At 62.6% G+C, this 15,392-nt stretch carries 15 protein-coding genes and 1 other RNA gene; 9 read left to right on the top strand and 7 right to left on the bottom strand.

Features of this window, described 5'->3' with window-relative positions; translation table 11 throughout:
• Nucleotides 1-148: 148 nt before the first annotated feature.
• From APH30_RS20210 to APH30_RS20185, 6 genes are all read left to right on the top strand, one after another.
• Nucleotides 149-604: a hypothetical protein gene (locus APH30_RS20210; protein WP_054881559.1), complete on the top strand. Its 456-nt coding sequence runs from the start codon at nt 149-151 to the stop codon at nt 602-604.
• A gap of 88 nt (nt 605-692) precedes the next feature.
• Nucleotides 693-2,870 carry a hypothetical protein gene (locus APH30_RS20205; protein ID WP_054913565.1) on the top strand — a complete coding sequence of 726 codons (2,178 nt, stop codon included), beginning with the start codon at nt 693-695 and terminating at the stop codon, nt 2,868-2,870.
• Nucleotides 2,870-3,640 carry a hypothetical protein gene (locus APH30_RS20200; RefSeq protein WP_054913564.1) on the top strand — a complete coding sequence of 257 codons (771 nt, stop codon included), beginning with the start codon at nt 2,870-2,872 and terminating at the stop codon, nt 3,638-3,640. Before APH30_RS20205 ends, APH30_RS20200 begins: the two co-directional genes overlap by 1 nt.
• Before the next feature lie 50 nt (nt 3,641-3,690).
• On the top strand, nt 3,691-4,173 hold the full coding sequence (locus tag APH30_RS20195; RefSeq protein WP_054913563.1) for a hypothetical protein: 483 nt from the start codon (nt 3,691-3,693) through the stop codon (nt 4,171-4,173).
• The gene (locus APH30_RS20190; RefSeq protein WP_371262897.1) at nt 4,170-4,547 is read left to right on the top strand and encodes a hypothetical protein; all 378 of its coding nucleotides are present in this window, start codon (nt 4,170-4,172) and stop codon (nt 4,545-4,547) included. Before APH30_RS20195 ends, APH30_RS20190 begins: the two co-directional genes overlap by 4 nt.
• A 125-nt stretch (nt 4,548-4,672) precedes the next feature.
• On the top strand, nt 4,673-4,987 hold the full coding sequence (locus APH30_RS20185; protein WP_371262896.1) for a hypothetical protein: 315 nt from the start codon (nt 4,673-4,675) through the stop codon (nt 4,985-4,987).
• 130 nt (nt 4,988-5,117) lie between these two features.
• On the opposite strand, the gene ssrA is transcribed toward APH30_RS20185, so the two are convergent.
• The 5 genes from ssrA to APH30_RS20165 form a co-directional block, all read right to left on the bottom strand.
• Nucleotides 5,118-5,516, bottom strand: a transfer-messenger RNA (tmRNA) gene (gene ssrA, locus APH30_RS28220).
• Between the two features lie 99 nt (nt 5,517-5,615).
• Nucleotides 5,616-5,906 carry a hypothetical protein gene (locus APH30_RS20180; protein WP_009685320.1) on the bottom strand — a complete coding sequence of 97 codons (291 nt, stop codon included), beginning with the start codon at nt 5,904-5,906 and terminating at the stop codon, nt 5,616-5,618.
• Between the two features lie 275 nt (nt 5,907-6,181).
• The gene (locus APH30_RS20175) at nt 6,182-8,992 is read right to left on the bottom strand and encodes an FAD-binding and (Fe-S)-binding domain-containing protein (protein WP_054913562.1); all 2,811 of its coding nucleotides are present in this window, start codon (nt 8,990-8,992) and stop codon (nt 6,182-6,184) included.
• Nucleotides 8,993-9,067: 75 nt separating this feature from the next.
• Nucleotides 9,068-10,213 (bottom strand): FMN-dependent L-lactate dehydrogenase LldD, encoded by a 1,146-nt coding sequence (gene lldD, locus APH30_RS20170; RefSeq protein ID WP_009685323.1) that lies wholly within the window; start codon nt 10,211-10,213, stop codon nt 9,068-9,070.
• Nucleotides 10,214-10,275: 62 nt separating this feature from the next.
• A complete protein-coding gene (locus APH30_RS20165; protein ID WP_029887488.1) occupies nt 10,276-11,946 on the bottom strand; it encodes a lactate permease LctP family transporter in 1,671 nt (556 codons plus the stop codon).
• 256 nt (nt 11,947-12,202) lie between these two features.
• On the opposite strand from APH30_RS20165, the gene APH30_RS20160 reads away from it, so the two are divergent.
• Nucleotides 12,203-12,970, top strand: a complete 768-nt coding sequence (locus APH30_RS20160) for a GntR family transcriptional regulator (protein WP_054881451.1) — start codon at nt 12,203-12,205, stop codon at nt 12,968-12,970.
• Between the two features lie 169 nt (nt 12,971-13,139).
• On the opposite strand, the gene smpB is transcribed toward APH30_RS20160, so the two are convergent.
• Complete coding sequence (smpB, locus tag APH30_RS20155) at nt 13,140-13,622, bottom strand: SsrA-binding protein SmpB (RefSeq protein ID WP_029887491.1); 483 nt, start codon at nt 13,620-13,622, stop codon at nt 13,140-13,142.
• A gap of 163 nt (nt 13,623-13,785) precedes the next feature.
• Between smpB and APH30_RS20150 the strand changes: the two genes are divergently transcribed.
• A complete protein-coding gene (locus APH30_RS20150) occupies nt 13,786-14,220 on the top strand; it encodes a type II toxin-antitoxin system RatA family toxin (protein ID WP_009685329.1) in 435 nt (144 codons plus the stop codon).
• Nucleotides 14,221-14,277: 57 nt separating this feature from the next.
• Here the strand turns inward: APH30_RS20150 and APH30_RS20145 are convergent, their stop codons facing one another.
• On the bottom strand, nt 14,278-14,814 hold the full coding sequence (locus tag APH30_RS20145) for an outer membrane protein assembly factor BamE (RefSeq protein WP_054913561.1): 537 nt from the start codon (nt 14,812-14,814) through the stop codon (nt 14,278-14,280).
• A 97-nt stretch (nt 14,815-14,911) separates the two neighbouring features.
• Between APH30_RS20145 and fur the strand changes: the two genes are divergently transcribed.
• Nucleotides 14,912-15,316, top strand: a complete 405-nt coding sequence (gene fur, locus APH30_RS20140) for a ferric iron uptake transcriptional regulator (protein ID WP_009685331.1) — start codon at nt 14,912-14,914, stop codon at nt 15,314-15,316.
• Nucleotides 15,317-15,392: the final 76 nt, after the last annotated feature.

The raw sequence follows: 15,392 nt of genomic DNA, 5'->3' as shown, positions 1-15,392 counted from the left end.
GTTCGCAGCGTCTACCCAGGTCGGCTACAGCGCAATGATGAGCGAGATCAACCCCGGCAGCGACGGCAGTTGCGACTTCACGGCCCTCGAGTATCGAGATGACTATTACGCCGACGACGACGGCTTCGCACCGACATAAGGACCGATCATGGTGGTCTACCCAAAATCGTTGCCCATGCCGCTGCGCGAGGGCTACGGCTTCACCCCCGTCAGCCCGATTCGCAGATCCAACAAGGTCAGCGGGCGATCAGTACAGCGACGGCTTTACAAGAGCGTTCCAACAGTCGCCGCGGTGCGCTGGATATTCAGCGATGCGCAGGCGCTGGCATTCGAGGCCTGGTTTGATGAGCAACTAGTGTCTGGCAGCCAATGGTTCGAATGTCCGTTGAAGGTCCCAGGCGGCATTGGCGTTTACAAGGCCCGGTTTGTGGACGTCTACGAAGGGCCCACCTTGATGGGCCAGAGCAGCTGGTCCTTCTCGGCCAGCCTTGAGCTGTGGGAGCGCCCCATCATGAAAGGCGGTTGGGGGAATTATCCGGACCTGATTGCCGGCGCCCCGCTTATCGACCTGACAGTCAACCAAGAGCTGCCCAAGCCCAAATAGCTCCTTGCTGCAGCCGCTGACTACCGGCCGAGCAGGACCCAATCGAGCATACCCGCCCAGTGCGGGTTTTTTTGTGCCAGGAGAAAATATGGCTTTTGACCCCACAAACCCACTGGGCTCGAGCGATCCACGTGACCTGATCAACAACGCGTCGATCTTCGATCGGTACATGACCGGCAGTGAGGAGATCGTTTACGACCGATTCGGGCAGCCAAGATGGACGCCCCAGGCCCTTCACAACCTCGTCATCAACGCAAAGCTGCAAATCGACCCCACTGTTGCTGCCGCTAAAGAGGCCGTTAATTCGACAGCGCAGGCCGCTATCGCTGAGATGGAGCAGACCGCCGCCGACCTGGGAAGCGACATTGGCAACAAAGGGTTCGGCACTTATGCCGAAATGCTCGCCTATGTGCCGATCTATGACGGCCAGCTGGCCTGGGTTCAGTCGGACGCCGACCTGACGAAGAACGGCTTCTACCAATGGAGCGCTGACACCTCTTCCTGGCGTAAGCCGTCTCCTCAGCCAGCACTGAGCACAGACATCACGCCGCGCAAGCGGCCCCTTGGGCCTGTGACCGGTCAAGCACCCCTGATCTGGAGCATCGGCAACATGCTGGTATCGCTACCCGTGCAAAAGAAACGCCCGCTTGGCCCAGACCTTCGCCAGGGCCCGTTCCTGACCATGGGCGATTCGGTTCTCCAGCCGGTAGAAGCCCGCAAGCGCCCGCTGACCGAGGCTTACCAGCAAGCGACTCTGTTCCTTTCCGGTGAGTCGGTGATGATGCAATCTGGCGATGCCAGTCCGCCTACCCCGGCAGTTAGCTACGATTCGAAGCTGATTCAGGAGCAGAACGACAAGCCATCAGGCAAGCGTCAGGCGGCTATTGCTGATGGGCAGGTCTGGGCCTATGACCCGCTTGGCGCCACCCAGTTGACCCAGGCAGGGACATGGTTGGCTGCCCAGGCAGTGGCCTTCGATATGGTCAGAGCACTCAAGTTCGTCGCTGGTACCGCTCAGCCCCACTCGATCACCAAAGACGGGCGGATCTTCCGCGATGGGAATGTGCTGCTGCACAAGCTGGTCACTGGCCAAAGCCTGGCCCTGGGGTCGCGCGGCCTAGTGCTGGATGCCAGTGGCGAGTTCACCATTGATGGGAAGCGGGGGAACCTGTTCTCGCCCTATACCCCTCCTGGTTACACCGAGAACCTGTTTACCTTGCCTGGAGGCCCGCGCCCAACCTCATGGGTTGGGGCGACCGCCCTCGACCCCGTGCGTGAGTTCGTATCAGGCGTGGTGGCTGAGACGCCCGCTACATCCTACATGCTCGCACTTCGGCGCTGGCATGAGAGAACCAGTTCGATAAGCCCGCGTCTGCTCTACAGCATTTCCGCGGTTGGTGGCGTGCCGTATGCAAGCCTGAAAAAGGGCACTACCACCTACAGCAACGCGCTTGCCCACGTGACTGCGGCAAAGAACATCGCAGAAGCCAACGGCTGGGATTACCAGGTGCCAAGTCTGTCGATTGTTCATGGCGAAAGCCAGAAGGACACAACTCAGGCCCAGTACGTGGCAATCCTGGCTGAATGGATCAGTGACTACCGGGCCGACGTGGTGGCAATAACTGGGCAGGCCATTGCGCCAGTTGCTTTCATTTCGCAAATGCTGACCGGTGAAAGCGGCACGATACCTGCCATCCCGCTGGCACAGATGCAGGCCCACAACGAAAACCCAAGCATTGTCATGGTTGGGCCCAAGTACGCTTATGGCTACTTCGACCAGTACCACATGACTGCCGACGGCTACATCAAGATGGGCGAACTTGAGGCGCGGGCCGAACGCCTCACACAGGTCAGCGGCAAGTGGCAGCCCCTCAAAGTTGTTTCGGTAGTTCGCTCAGGTTCCACCCTGACGCTAAAGCTGAATAACCTGCCCAACGGCAATGCAGCCACGCCAGGCCCGATCGGCAGGGTGGTAGTGGATGCGGTGAGTATCGTTGACCCTGGTAATGCCGGCTTCGAGCTATCCGCCGGCTCTATTACCTCTGTAGTGGCGGGGGCTGACGGTGCGTCCATCGTTATTACGGCAACCGCAGAAATCGCAGCAGGAACCACCCTGACCTACGCGCTGCAACCAAGCCTCAACTCACCTCAATCTGGCGCAGGCCGGCGCGGCTGCGTGCGCGATTCCGATATGCGCGACTTCTCCCGATATGACAACAAGCCGTTGTTCAACTGGCTGTGTGCCTTCTCAATGGAGCTTCAATAATGCCTCTCTACGCCCTCCGCACCCCAGGTTCAGCATCGGTACCAGGTGCACCGAAGATCGACTATTCCCAGGCTGAGGATGAGGTGGTGAACATCCCGAGCATCAAGTTCTGGCCATGCCTGGCGCCATATGGAGCCAAAAGCGGGGTCGTTCTTGATCGCGTCGAGCAGTTCGCCATCCCGAGTTACGGCTCGTCCAACGCGCTGGCTAACTTCGTCACCATGGTCAACGGCAAGACGGGATACAAGGTCACAGCTATCGCCCAGGCGCTGGGCATGAACCCGTTTGTAAACTCCGGTTCCTTCACCATCGGCTGTGTGTGCGCTGACCAACTTGCATTCGGCAGCCTCACTTCTGGCGCTGCTTCCGATGCATCGGCACCGTGGGGGGTCTATTCCAACCTCGCCGGATCGGGTGCAATTGTCGCCAACTTCGGCACCCTAGCTCTCTCAGAGGCCACGTCTGGCGCGTGGGCGAAGAAGCTGAGCGCTACCAAGCTGACGGCTGTGGTGCTCATCTTCGATCGAAACCTTGGGCGCATCAGCATCCGCTATGACGGTGTCGAGATGTGGAGCTACACGAACGACCTCGTGAAAACTATCGGCCTGAAGTCTGAGCTGAACATGGGTGCGCTGCGGGTTGCAGGCCAGTCATCGGATGCCACCCGCCCTATGGTGAGCAACGCATTCACAGCCTTCGGTTCGGCTCTCGCCGGAACAGAGCTGGCGTCTCTCGAAAAAATGCTCATCGAGGCCGCAGCAGCGGCTTGATCAAATAAAGCCCGCCCAGCGCGGGCTTTTTTTCGCCTGGAGAAAACCCAATGCCACTTGATAGCGACATCCGCGAGGGCCTGGCCCTGCTACCTCCGCAAATGGGTACCCGTCCGGCGCGCGTCCTGCTGCATGCCATCAGCTTGCAAGAAAACCCGCTCCGCCTGGAACAGCAAGTCAAGGGCCCGGCCCGCGGGGACTACCAGTTCGAAAAGGGTGGTGGGGTGAAGGGCGTCATGACTCACCCTGCCTCCAAGCGCTTGGCCCAGGACGTGTGCCGGGCCCGCGGCTTGGCGTTCGAAGCGGAGGCCATCTATCAGGCCATCGGCCGCGACCCTGTACTGGCCGCAGCTCTGGCCCGACTGCTGATCTGGACCGACCCCAAACCGCTGCCTGCCGCAGATGACGAGGCCGGCGCCTGGGCGCTGTATCTGCGTACCTGGCGCCCGGGTGCCTACGCCCGCCAGCCTGAGGAGCTGAGCGCCAAGTTCAAGCGCAACCACGCGGCGGCCTTGAAAGCGGTGCCAGCGTGAACGGGTCGCTTTCGCTGCTGAAGGCGATCCCGATCTGGGTTTGGATTTCCTTGGCTGCAGCAGGGGTGATCTGGTGGCAGCACGCGCAGATAAAGGATGCGCGGGTCGAGCTGGCCGCCCTCAACCAGCAGGCCGGCCAGTGCAAAGAGGCCCGCGACAACCTGGTGGCCCTGGCAGGCGAGCAGGGCAAGGCGCTGGGAGACCTGACTCTGGCCGCAAGTGAGCGCCAAGCCAGGGTCGCGCAGGCGGTGGCCGAAGCCGGGGCCGGCGCAAAGGTCGACTATGCGGCGGCAAACCGCCTGCAGCAGGAGCGAACCGGCGGCGACCAATGCGCGGCCGCCACCTCAATTATCGATCTGGAGCTAGGGCTATGACAGATTTAGGGGTGGGCCTGCCCGGCCACCAAGCAGGCGAAATTACCACTGAAACCCGCATGGCTTCTAGGCTTGAGGGTGGCCACCACGGTGGGCCCTGCAGGAGCAGCGAACAAGTGCAGGTCTTGCACAAAAGCGCAGGCGGTGCAGGTGCTGCAGGTGCTGCAGGTCGAATCCTGCGCGGGGTGGGGGTGCTCGCAGGCATCGCTCTGATTGCCGGCTGCGCAGGGAAGGTCGCGCCAGAGGTCCAGTACGTGCGCGTCGAGGTGCCAGTGCAGGTGCCGTGCCGGGCGCCGGAGGTAGCTGTTCCGCCTTGGGCAGCTGCCGGCCTGCGAAAGACCGACAGCCTGGAAGTGAAGGTGAGGGCGCTGCTGGCCGAGCGCCGGCAGCGGATCGGTTACGAGAAGGAGCTGGAGGCGGCCGCTGGCGCCTGCCGCTGATGTCTTAGTGGCCACTACATGGCACTACAAAAGCTGTCATTAAGCTGGCATTCCTGAGCCAAAACAGCCCATTCAGACACAAAAAAGGCACTTGCGGGATTCGCTAAGTGCCTGATTTGTAAGGATTATTTGGTGGAGCCGGGGGGATTTGAACCCCCGTCCGCCAGTACTCCGCTGTCGGTACTACATGCTTAGCCGTGTCTACTGATTTAATCCGCAGCCGCCCGACGGGCAGGGTGCTTTGGATGAGTTGTGTAAGTTTTAGTCACTTCGCCCACAACGTGCTACGCGACGATCCTGTTCTATATGACAATCAGTTCGGGTTTACAGGCATCCCCTAGTGATTGCTGGAGCCGAAGCTACCAGAAGCAACGGGTCAAGAGGACTGCTTACGCAGCCAGCTTGTACTCCGCGCCGAAGGTTTCGTCATTGGCAACTATAGAAGTTGCAACAGTGGATTTACGAGTTCTGTTACCAACTCGGCATGCACCTAGAGTTTCGCTACCGGCGTCGAATCCTAATCGGCCCCTACACTAGCTCTTGGCTAACGCACCTTACGGCACGTGAGCCGGAGTATACGCCATTGTGCGGGCGACGTCGACAGCTGGTCCTGTCGCCCGCCCAGGGCTTAGGCGCCGCCGCTGCCCGAACCGCTGCCTTTCTCGGTTTTTTCCAGGCGCTCCAGCACTTTGCTGGTGATGGCGATGCATTCCTTGGTGTCGCCCGAGGCCTGGGCAGCCTTGGCTTTGTCGACGTGCTCGGTCACGGCTTTGTCCAGGCCCTCGGAGGTGGCGCCGGCGGTGGCCATGCTGTCGTCGATTTTTTGCAGGTTGATGGCGCACAGGTCGTCAGCAGCGAACACCGGCGAAGCCAGCAGGGTAGCGGCCGCGAACAGGGCCGAAAGCGCGGTACCTTTCATGGGAGTCTCCTCTGGGGCCTCGGGAAGGTGGGCCTAAAGGATGGACCTTGGTAGTTTTGCAAGGGTTCAATCTTGTTCGTGCCGCGGGGGGGGGGTTGTTTGCGAGAGGGGGGCTTGCCCGCGAACACCGGCGTAGCCGGTGCCAGGCACCGCGCTGGATTCTTCGCGGGCACGCCCGCTCCCACACAGGGCGCGTCGCGCTTACGGATTGAGTTCTCTTCGCGACAGCGCAGCCCGTTGGGCTGCGTTATCTCCCAAAATGGATCGCGCAGGCTTCAGAGGCTGCGGGGGCGAGTGACGCGGTCCACCAGGTAGACCAGGCCGTGGTAGTCGATGCCGCTGTGGCTGCTCAAGCCGATTTCGCAGGTGCGGCTGGTGGAAATGCCTTCGCTGCAGTACTGCACGGCATCCTTCAGGCTGCGCAGCGAGTGGGCGTTGAGCTCGGGGGTGGTGAAGCCCTTGTCGCCAGCGAACCCGCAACAATGAATGCCTTCCGGGATGACTACCTGCTTGCTGCAGCGCCGGGCCAGGTCGATCAGGGCCTGGCTTTCGCCCAGGTGCTGGGTGCTGCAGGTCACGTGCACGGCCACTGGCTCATCCTGGGGGGTGAACTCCAGGCGTTCGAGCAGGTGGGTGCGAATGAAGCGCACGGGGTCGTACAGGTCCAGCCGGGTGTCGCCCAGGTCTTGTACCAGGCGCAGGGTGCAGGGGCTGGTGTCGCAGTAGATCGGGTCAAGGCCGCCGCGGCTGGCGTGCAGCAGGGCGTTGATCAGCTCTTGGCGCTTGTGTTCGGCCTGCTCGGGGTAACCCTTGGACGCGAACGGCTGGCCGCAGCACAGGCTGTCGGCGTTGTCGGGGAACACGACCTGGTAGCCGGCCTTTTCCAGCAGGGCGCGGGTCTTGTCCAGCAGCGGGCTTTGCTCGCGGTCGGCATAGGCCGGGCCCATTACCCTGGACACGCAAGCCGCCAGGTACACCACCCGTGGGCGGGCGTCGTTGCTGGCCTGGCCGAAGGCGACCGGGCGCAGCGGTTGGGGCATGGCGGGCGTCCACTGCGGCAGGCGGCCGTTGCTGGCTTTGCGCAGGGTGACGCTCAGGCGGCCCAGGCGTGGGGCGCCGAGCAGCTTGCGCGCGCTGTTGGCTGCGGTCAGGGTCAGGCGGGCGCCGCCCAGTGCGGTGGGGAAGTGCTCGGCCAGCCAGTTGGCGGTGTTGCCGTGGTCGGCAGCCTGGCTGCGCAGTTTTTTCACCAGCTCGCCGGTATTGATGCCCACCGGGCAGCGCTGGGCGCACAGGCCGGTGGCAGCGCAGGTGTCGATGCCTTGGTACTGGTAGGTGCGCATCAGCTCGCGGGTGTCGATGCCGGCGCGTTGCTTGGCCTGGATGTCCCGCCACATCACGATGCGCTGGCGTGGGCTGAGGGTCAGTCCCTTGGACGGGCACACGGGTTCGCAGAAGCCGCACTCGATGCACTTGTCGACGATTTCGTCGGCGGCGGGCAGTGGCTTGAGGTTTTTCAGGTGAATGGCCGGGTCGTCACTCAGCACCACATCGGGGTTGAGGATGCCGTTGGGGTCGAGCAGGCGCTTGAGCTGCCACATCAGTTGGTAGGCGTCGTGGCCCCACTCCAGCGCCACGAACGGTGCCATGTTGCGCCCGGTGCCGTGCTCGGCCTTCAGCGAACCGCCGAACTCCACGGCCACCAGTTGCGCCACGTCGTCCATGAATGCCTGGTAACGGGCAACCTCTTCGGCGCTGTTGAACCCTTGGGTGAAAACGAAGTGCAGGTTGCCTTCCAGGGCGTGGCCGAAAATGATCGCTTCGTCATAGCGGTGCTTGTCGAACAGCTGGATCAGGCGGTTCACGCCCTCGGCCAGTTGCTCGACCGGGAAGGTCACGTCTTCGATGATGACGGTGGTGCCGGTCTGGCGCACGGCGCCGACGGCGGGGAAGGTGTCTTTGCGGATTTTCCACAGCTGGTTGTACACCGCCGGGTCTTCGCTGAAGTCCACGCGCTGCTCCAGCGGGAAGTCGGCGATCGAGGCCATTACCTGCTGCAGTTGCTCGTGCAGCAGGCTCTGGCTGGCCGCGCGTGACTCGATCAGCAGGGCGCAGGCGTTGGCCGACAGGCCTTTTACCCACAGCGGCATGCCGGCCATGTCCTGCACCGAGCGCAGGCTGCGGCGGTCGAGCAGTTCCACGGCCGACACCGGCTGGCGCTTGAGTACCGGCACCGCGCGGCAGCAGCTTTCCACGCTGGGGAACACCAGCAGGGCGCTGGCCTTGTGCGGGTGGTCGGGCACGGTGTTGTAGGTAACAGCGCTGATAAAGCCCAGGGTGCCTTCGGAGCCGACCAGCAAGTGCTGCAGAATGTCCAGCGGCTGGTCGTAGTCCACCAGCGCGTTCAGCGACAGGCCGGTGGTGTTCTTCAGCCGGTACTTGTGCCGGATGCGCTCGGCCAATGCCGTGTTGGCGCGGGTTTCGCGGCCCAGGCGGGCCAGCGCTTGCAGCAGCTCGGCATGGCTGGCTTCAAAGGCCGCCACGCTGGCCGGGTCTTCGCTGTCCAGGCGGGTGCCGTCTGCCAGCACCAGGCGCAGGCCGGCCAGGGTGTGGTAGGTGTTCTGGGCAGTGCCGCAGCACATGCCGCTGGCGTTGTTGGCGACGATACCGCCGATCTTGCAGGCGTTGATCGAGGCCGGGTCGGGGCCGATCTTGCGCCCGAACGGGGCCAGCCAGGCGTTGGCCTGGGCGCCGATCACCCCGGGCTGCAGGCGGATCTGTTCGCCTTGGCCACGGATCTCGCGGCCGTTCCAGTTATCGCCCAGCACGATCAGCACCGAGTCGCTGATGGCCTGGCCAGACAGGCTGGTGCCGGCGGCGCGGAAGGTGACCGGCACCCGGTCGCGTTGGGCCAGCTTGATCAGGCCGACCACTTCGTCTTCGGACTCGACACGCACCACCAGTTTGGGGATCAGCCGGTAGAAGCTGGCGTCGGTGCCGAAGGCCAGGGTCGAGGTGGGGTCGCCGAAGCGGCGTGCGGCGGGGATCAGGCGCTCGGCATCACGCAGAAACGCGGCGGGCAGGCTCATGCAGTCTCCTCGCGGGGCTGTGGCCTCTGCGTGCCACATGCCCCGGGTCTATCAGGCGGTCGTTGGTGCAGGCGCTCAGGCGCCCAGTTCGCGTACCAGCGAGTCGCGGGTGATTTCGCTGATGGTCTTGGCGCCGGTCAGCACCATGGCTACGCGCATTTCCTTCTCGAACAGCTCCAGCAGGTTTTTCACCCCGGCCTGGCCATGCACGGCCAGCGCATAGAGGAAGGCGCGGCCAATCAGCACGGTGTCGGCACCCAGGGCGATCATGCGTACCACATCCAGGCCGCTGCGAATGCCGGAGTCGGCGAGAATCTTCAAGTCACCTTTCACCGCATCGGCAATGGCCGGCAGGGCGCGGGCGCTGGACAGCACGCCATCGAGCTGGCGGCCACCGTGGTTGGACACGACGATGCCGTCGGCACCGAATTTGACCGCATCGCGGGCGTCATCGGCATCCAGGATGCCTTTGATGATCATCGGGCCATCCCAGAACTCGCGGATCCACTCCAGGTCCTTCCAGGAAATGGACGGGTCGAAGTTGTTGCCCAGCCAGCCGATGTAGTCGGCCAGGCCGGTCGGGTTGCCCCGGTACTTGGAGATGTTGCCCAAATCGTGCGGGCGGCCCATCACGCCCACGTCCCAGGCCCACTCGGGGTGGGTCATGGCTTGCAGCACGCGGCGCAGCGGCCCGTGCTTGCCGCTCATGCCAGAGTGGGCGTCGCGGTAGCGGGCGCCGGGCACGGGCATGTCCACGGTGAATACCAGGGTCTTGACCCCGGCCGCCTTGGCCCGCTCCAGGGCGTTGCGCATGAAGCCGCGGTCCTTGAGCACGTACAGCTGGAACCACATGGGGCGGTCGATGGCTGGCGCCACTTCTTCGATCGGGCACACCGACACCGTAGACATGGTGAACGGTATGCCATGGGCCGCCGCCGCCCGCGCCGCCTGTACTTCGCCACGGCGGGCGTACATGCCGGTGAGGCCGACCGGGGCCAGGGCCACGGGCATGCTCAGGGTTTCGCCGAACAGTGTGGTCTGCAGGCTGAGCTCGGACATGTTCTTCAACACGCGCTGGCGCAAGGCAATGCTTGCCAGGTCGGCGACGTTGTGGCGCAGCGTGTGCTCGGCGTAGGCACCGCCGTCGGCATAGTGGAACAGGAAAGGAGGCAGCTTGCGTTGGGCCGCGGCGCGATAGTCGGTAGAGGCAGAAATGATCATGGATTCTCGCAGCGTTGCTTGGGGGTATGCCAGGCGCCCGATGGCGCCCGGCCCCTTTCACTTTAGTGATGAACCAGCATGCCGGTCAGCCAGTAAGCCTGGATCAGGGTGATCAGGCCGACGATGGTGGCAAAGAACAGGCTGTGCTTGACGGTGAAGCGGAACAGGTCGGATTCCTTGCCGACCAGGCCGGTGGCGGCGCAGGCCACGGCGATCGATTGCGGCGAGATCATCTTGCCGGTCACGCCGCCGCTGGTGTTGGCCGCTACCAGCAGGGTGTCGTTGACCCCGATCTGGTGTGCAGTGGTGGCCTGCAGCGAGCTGAACAGGGCGTTGGACGAGGTGTCCGACCCGGTCAGGAACACACCCAGCCAGCCAAGGAACGGCGAGAAGAACGGGAACGCCGCGCCAGTGCCGGCCAGCACCAGGGCCATGGTCGACGACATGCCCGAGTAGTTGGTGACGAAGGCGAAGGCCAGCACCATGCCAATCGACAGGATGGGCCAGCGCAGCTCCCAGAAGGTCTCTTTGAAAGTGGTAAGACCAGTTTTGACGTTGATTTTCAGCACCGCCATCGAGATCAGCGCCGAGAGGAAGATTGCGGTGCCGGTGGCGGAGATCGGGTCCAGCTTGAACACTGCGGGCATGGCGGTTGGCGCGGCCACGATCGGTGCGGTCTTGATCACCAGTTGGTCAAGGTGCGGGATGGCGAAGTTGAACACAAAGTTGTACATCGCGCCGCCCGGGGCGAAGGCGGCCTTGAATGGTTTCAGGGTCCAGATGGTAACCAGCACGGTCAGGATCAGGAACGGCGACCAGGCCTTGAAAATTTCGCCAAAGCTGTAAGGGCTTGGCTGGCTGCCGCTTGGCTGCACCACGGCGGCACCCACGCTGGCCTTGGCTTCGCCGAACGCGCGCTTGGGTTGCCACACTTTCAGGAACAGGGTGAGGCAGATCAGGCTGGCCAGGGCCGAAGTGATGTCTGGCAGCTCGGGGCCGATGAAGTTCGAGGTGAAGTACTGGGTCACGGCAAAGCTCAGGCCGGCGACCAGTGCGGCAGGCCAGGTTTCTTTCACGCCGCGCAGGCCGTCCATCATGAACACCAGCCAGAACGGCACGAACAGCGACAGCAGCGGCAGCTGGCGGCCGGTCATGGCGCCGATGTGGAAGGCGTCGATACCGGTCACCTGGCCGGCCACGATGATCGGGATGCCCAGGGCGCCGAAGGCGACGGGTGCGGTGTTGGCGATCAGGCACAGGCCGGCGGCGTACAGTGGGTTGAAGCCCAGGCCGACCAGCAGTGCGGCGGTGATGGCCACCGGCGCGCCGAAGCCTGCTGCACCTTCCAGAAACGCGCCGAAGCAGAAGCCGATCAGCAGTACCTGCAGGCGCTGGTCGTCGGTGATGGACAGCACTGAGCTGCGGATCACTTCGAACTGGCCGCTCTTGACCGTGAGTTTGTACAGGAACACCGCGGCAACGATGATCCAGGCAATTGGCCAAAGGCCGTAAAGGAAGCCGTAACCTGCGGCAGCCAGGGCCATGTCGACCGGCATCTGGAAGGCAAATATGGCCACCAGTACCGACAAGGCCAGGGTAATGCTACCCGCCACGTGGCCCTTCAGGCGGAACACGGCGAGGGCAAGGAAGAAGAACACGATGGGAATGACCGCCGCCAGTGCGGACAGGCCAAGACTACCAAGCGGGCTATAGAGTTGTTGCCAGGTTTGCATATGGGGTGGCCCCTAATTGTTGTTGGTCAGGCGCTGGCATTGGATAATTGGTAAGACCAATTTACAATGGCTGGTCGCTAGGTTAAAAGCGCTGTCGTGGGTGTGTCAATTTGTCCCGTGCAAAACTTTGGTCGCGTGCCGATGAGCGGGCAGCTGATGTGCCGGGAAAATCATGGCCTGATGGGTGTTCGCGCGCTCTGGATCGGCGAGAATAGGCACCCCCCGGGTGTGTGCCGGGGTTTGTGGAGAGCATGTGATGGTTTTTGATCAGGTTCGCCAACGGCGCCTGTCCGACGACATCGTCGATCGGTTAGAAGCGATGATTCTGGAGGGCACCCTCACGTCGGGGCAGCGGCTGCCCGCCGAGCGTGCGCTTGCCGAACAGTTCGGCGTGTCGCGCCCGTCACTGCGTGAGGCGATCCAGAAACTGGTGGCCAAGGGCTTGTTGGTCAGCCGGCAGGGGGGCGGCAACTTTGTCGCCGAGTCGCTGGGGTCCACGTTCAGTGACCCGCTGTTGCAGTTGCTGGAACACAGCCCCGAGGCCCAGCGCGACCTGCTCGAGTTTCGCCATACACTGGAGGCGTCCTGTGCGTATTACGCGGCGCAGCGCGCTACCGAGCCAGACCGGGCGCGGCTGAAGGCGGCGTTCGACACGCTGCAGGACTGCTACGCCAGGGTCGATGAAGTGACCCGGGCCGAGGAGGGCGCGGCCGATGCGCGCTTCCACCTGGCAATTGCCGAGGCCAGCCATAACGCGGTGCTGTTGCACACCATTCGTGGCCTGTTCGACCTGCTCAAGCGCAACGTGGTGACCAACATTGGTGGCATGTACCAGCAGCGGACCGAGACCCGCGACATGCTGATCAGCCAGCACCGCGAGCTGTACTTGGCGATTGTCGAAGGCAGGGCGGAGGAGGCGCGAGAGGTGTCCAGCCGGCACATTCTGTATGTGCAGGAAGTGCTGGAAGAAGCGCATGAGGAGGCGCAGCGGGTAGCGCGGGCGGAGCGGCGTAGCGGGCGTTGACTCGGTCTCTTCATGCATGTGCGGTTAATGTAGGAGCGGCCTTGTGCCGCGATGGGCTGCGAAGCGGCCCCTGGGCTTCGGCAATGAGCCGAGATTGCTGGGGCTGCTTCGCAGCCCATCGCGACACAAGGCCGCTCCTACACTGACCGCGCTGCTGACAAAGAAGGTTTTAGTCTTCCTTGCCCTTGTTGCGCACCGCCCGCTGCAGCTCGCGGTTGGAATCGCGTTCGCGCACGGTGTCGCGCTTGTCGAATTCCTTCTTGCCCTTGCCCAGTGCAATTTCGCACTTGATCAGGTGCTTGCTCCAGTACAGCGACAACGCCACGCAGGTGTAACCCTTTTGCGCCACCGCCGCTTCCAGGCGCTCGAGCTCGCGCTTGTTCAGCAGCAGCTTGCGCGTGCGCATCGGGTCGGCGATCACGTGGGTGCTGGCCGTAGTCAGCGGGGTGATGTGGCTGCCGAACAGCCAGGCCTCACCGTCCTTGAGCAGCACGTAGCTGTCCACGAGGTGCGCCTTGCCGGCTCGCAGGCTTTTTACTTCCCAACCGGACAGGACCAGCCCGGCCTCGAACTTGTGTTCGATGAAGTAATCGTGTCGCGCTTTTTTGTTCTGCGCGATGGTCCCGGTCGGATGTTTCTTTTGTTTAGCCATAGGGCCGGCATTATAGGCAAGACCGTGCGTCGTTCGCTATGGGATTTCGGTGTGCTTGAGCCACCGCAATGAATACCGGACAATACAAGCCCTGTCCTGCCGACAGAATCTGTTTTTGGCACGCTGCGAAGCGCCGCCACCCAGCCTTGGAAGTGACGCCTGGATGACTACCCATATTCAACGCTCCGCCCTGCTGCCATACCCCGCCCAGGCGCTCTACGATCTGGTCAACGATGTGGCCAGCTACCCGCAGTTCCTGCCGTGGTGCTCGGCCGCGACGGTGATCGACAGCAGCGAAACGCATATGCGTGCCAAGCTCGAAGTGGCCAAGGGCGGCATGAGCCAGCACTTTGTGACGCGCAACGTGCTGGTGCCCGGGCAGTCCATCGAAATGAACCTGGAGGAAGGCCCCTTTACCCAGTTGCATGGGGTGTGGGTGTTCAAGCCTTTGGGCGAGAAGGCCTGCAAGATCAGCCTGGACCTGTCGTTCGACTATGCCGGGCCCATTGTACGTGCCACGTTGGGGCCGCTGTTCAACCAGGCGGCGAATACCCTGGTCGATGCGTTCTGCCAGCGTGCCAAGCAGCTGAACGGCTGATCAGGCAGGCAGCAACAAAAAGCCCGGAACAAGTCCGGGCTTTTTTGTTGCTTTCGATTACCGGGTTTCCAGCGGTGCTGGCGTAGGCACCGGGGTGGTCTCGATGGTATCGATTTCGCGCTGGATGGCCTCTTCGGTCGAACCAGGCTTGGCAGGTTGCTCCGCCGGTTGCGCGGCTGGCTGCTCGGTTTGGCCTGGCTCGGTGCCGGGGCTGAGCGTGGTATCGCTGCTGCCACCCAGAATTTCCTGGTCGCGGCTAACGCCTGGCATAAAGTCGCCAGACAGGCTGACCAGTTGGTCGCTGTCGTTGAAGAAAATGCTCATGCGCTCCTGCTGGCGTTGGCCGCCACCAGGCTGCAGGCTGTACAGGTAATCCCAACGGTTGGTGTTGAAAGTGTCCTGAATCAGCGGGTTGCCCATGATAAACCGCACTTGCCGTCGGGTCATTCCCGGGCGCAATTGGTCTATCATGTCCTGCGTGACGACATTGCCCTGCTGGATGTCGATTTTGTAAACCCCGGGAAACGAGCAACCGGCGAGTGCGAGCAGTCCCGCGAGGGCGAGGCTGTTTAGCAAGAGCTTGGTGTTTTGCATCGGTGGGCGACTTCCACTATCTTGGCTGGACAACGTAAACCCCGATCATACCCGTATTAAGAGAAGCTGCGAAGCAGCATCGGCGAGAAAGCTGACCATGGTTGAAAATAGCGAATTACGCAAAGCCGGTCTCAAGGTAACCCTGCCTCGAGTCAAGATCCTTCAGATGCTCGACTCTGCCGAGCAGCGTCACATGAGCGCCGAGGATGTCTACAAGGCGCTGATGGAGGCTGGCGAGGACGTTGGCCTGGCTACCGTGTACCGCGTACTGACCCAGTTCGAAGCGGCGGGTCTGGTGGTTCGCCACAACTTCGACGGCGGTCATGCGGTATTCGAACTGGCCGATGGCGGTCACCACGACCATATGGTCGACGTGGATACCAGTGAAGTCATCGAGTTCATGGACGCTGCCATCGAGAAGCGTCAGCGTGAAATCGTGGAGGAACACGGTTTCGAGCTGGTGGACCACAATTTGGTTCTGTACGTGCGTAAGAAGAAGTAACGATTCAATCGTTATGGACAGCAAAGGCGACCTTCGGGTCGCCTTTGTGCTTTTTGGGGTTTTGAGGTTTTGAGGG

Source organism: Pseudomonas sp. NBRC 111127 (assembly GCF_001320345.1).
Taxonomy (GTDB): domain Bacteria; phylum Pseudomonadota; class Gammaproteobacteria; order Pseudomonadales; family Pseudomonadaceae; genus Aquipseudomonas; species Aquipseudomonas juntendi.
This window is presented reverse-complemented; position numbering and strand designations above follow the sequence as displayed.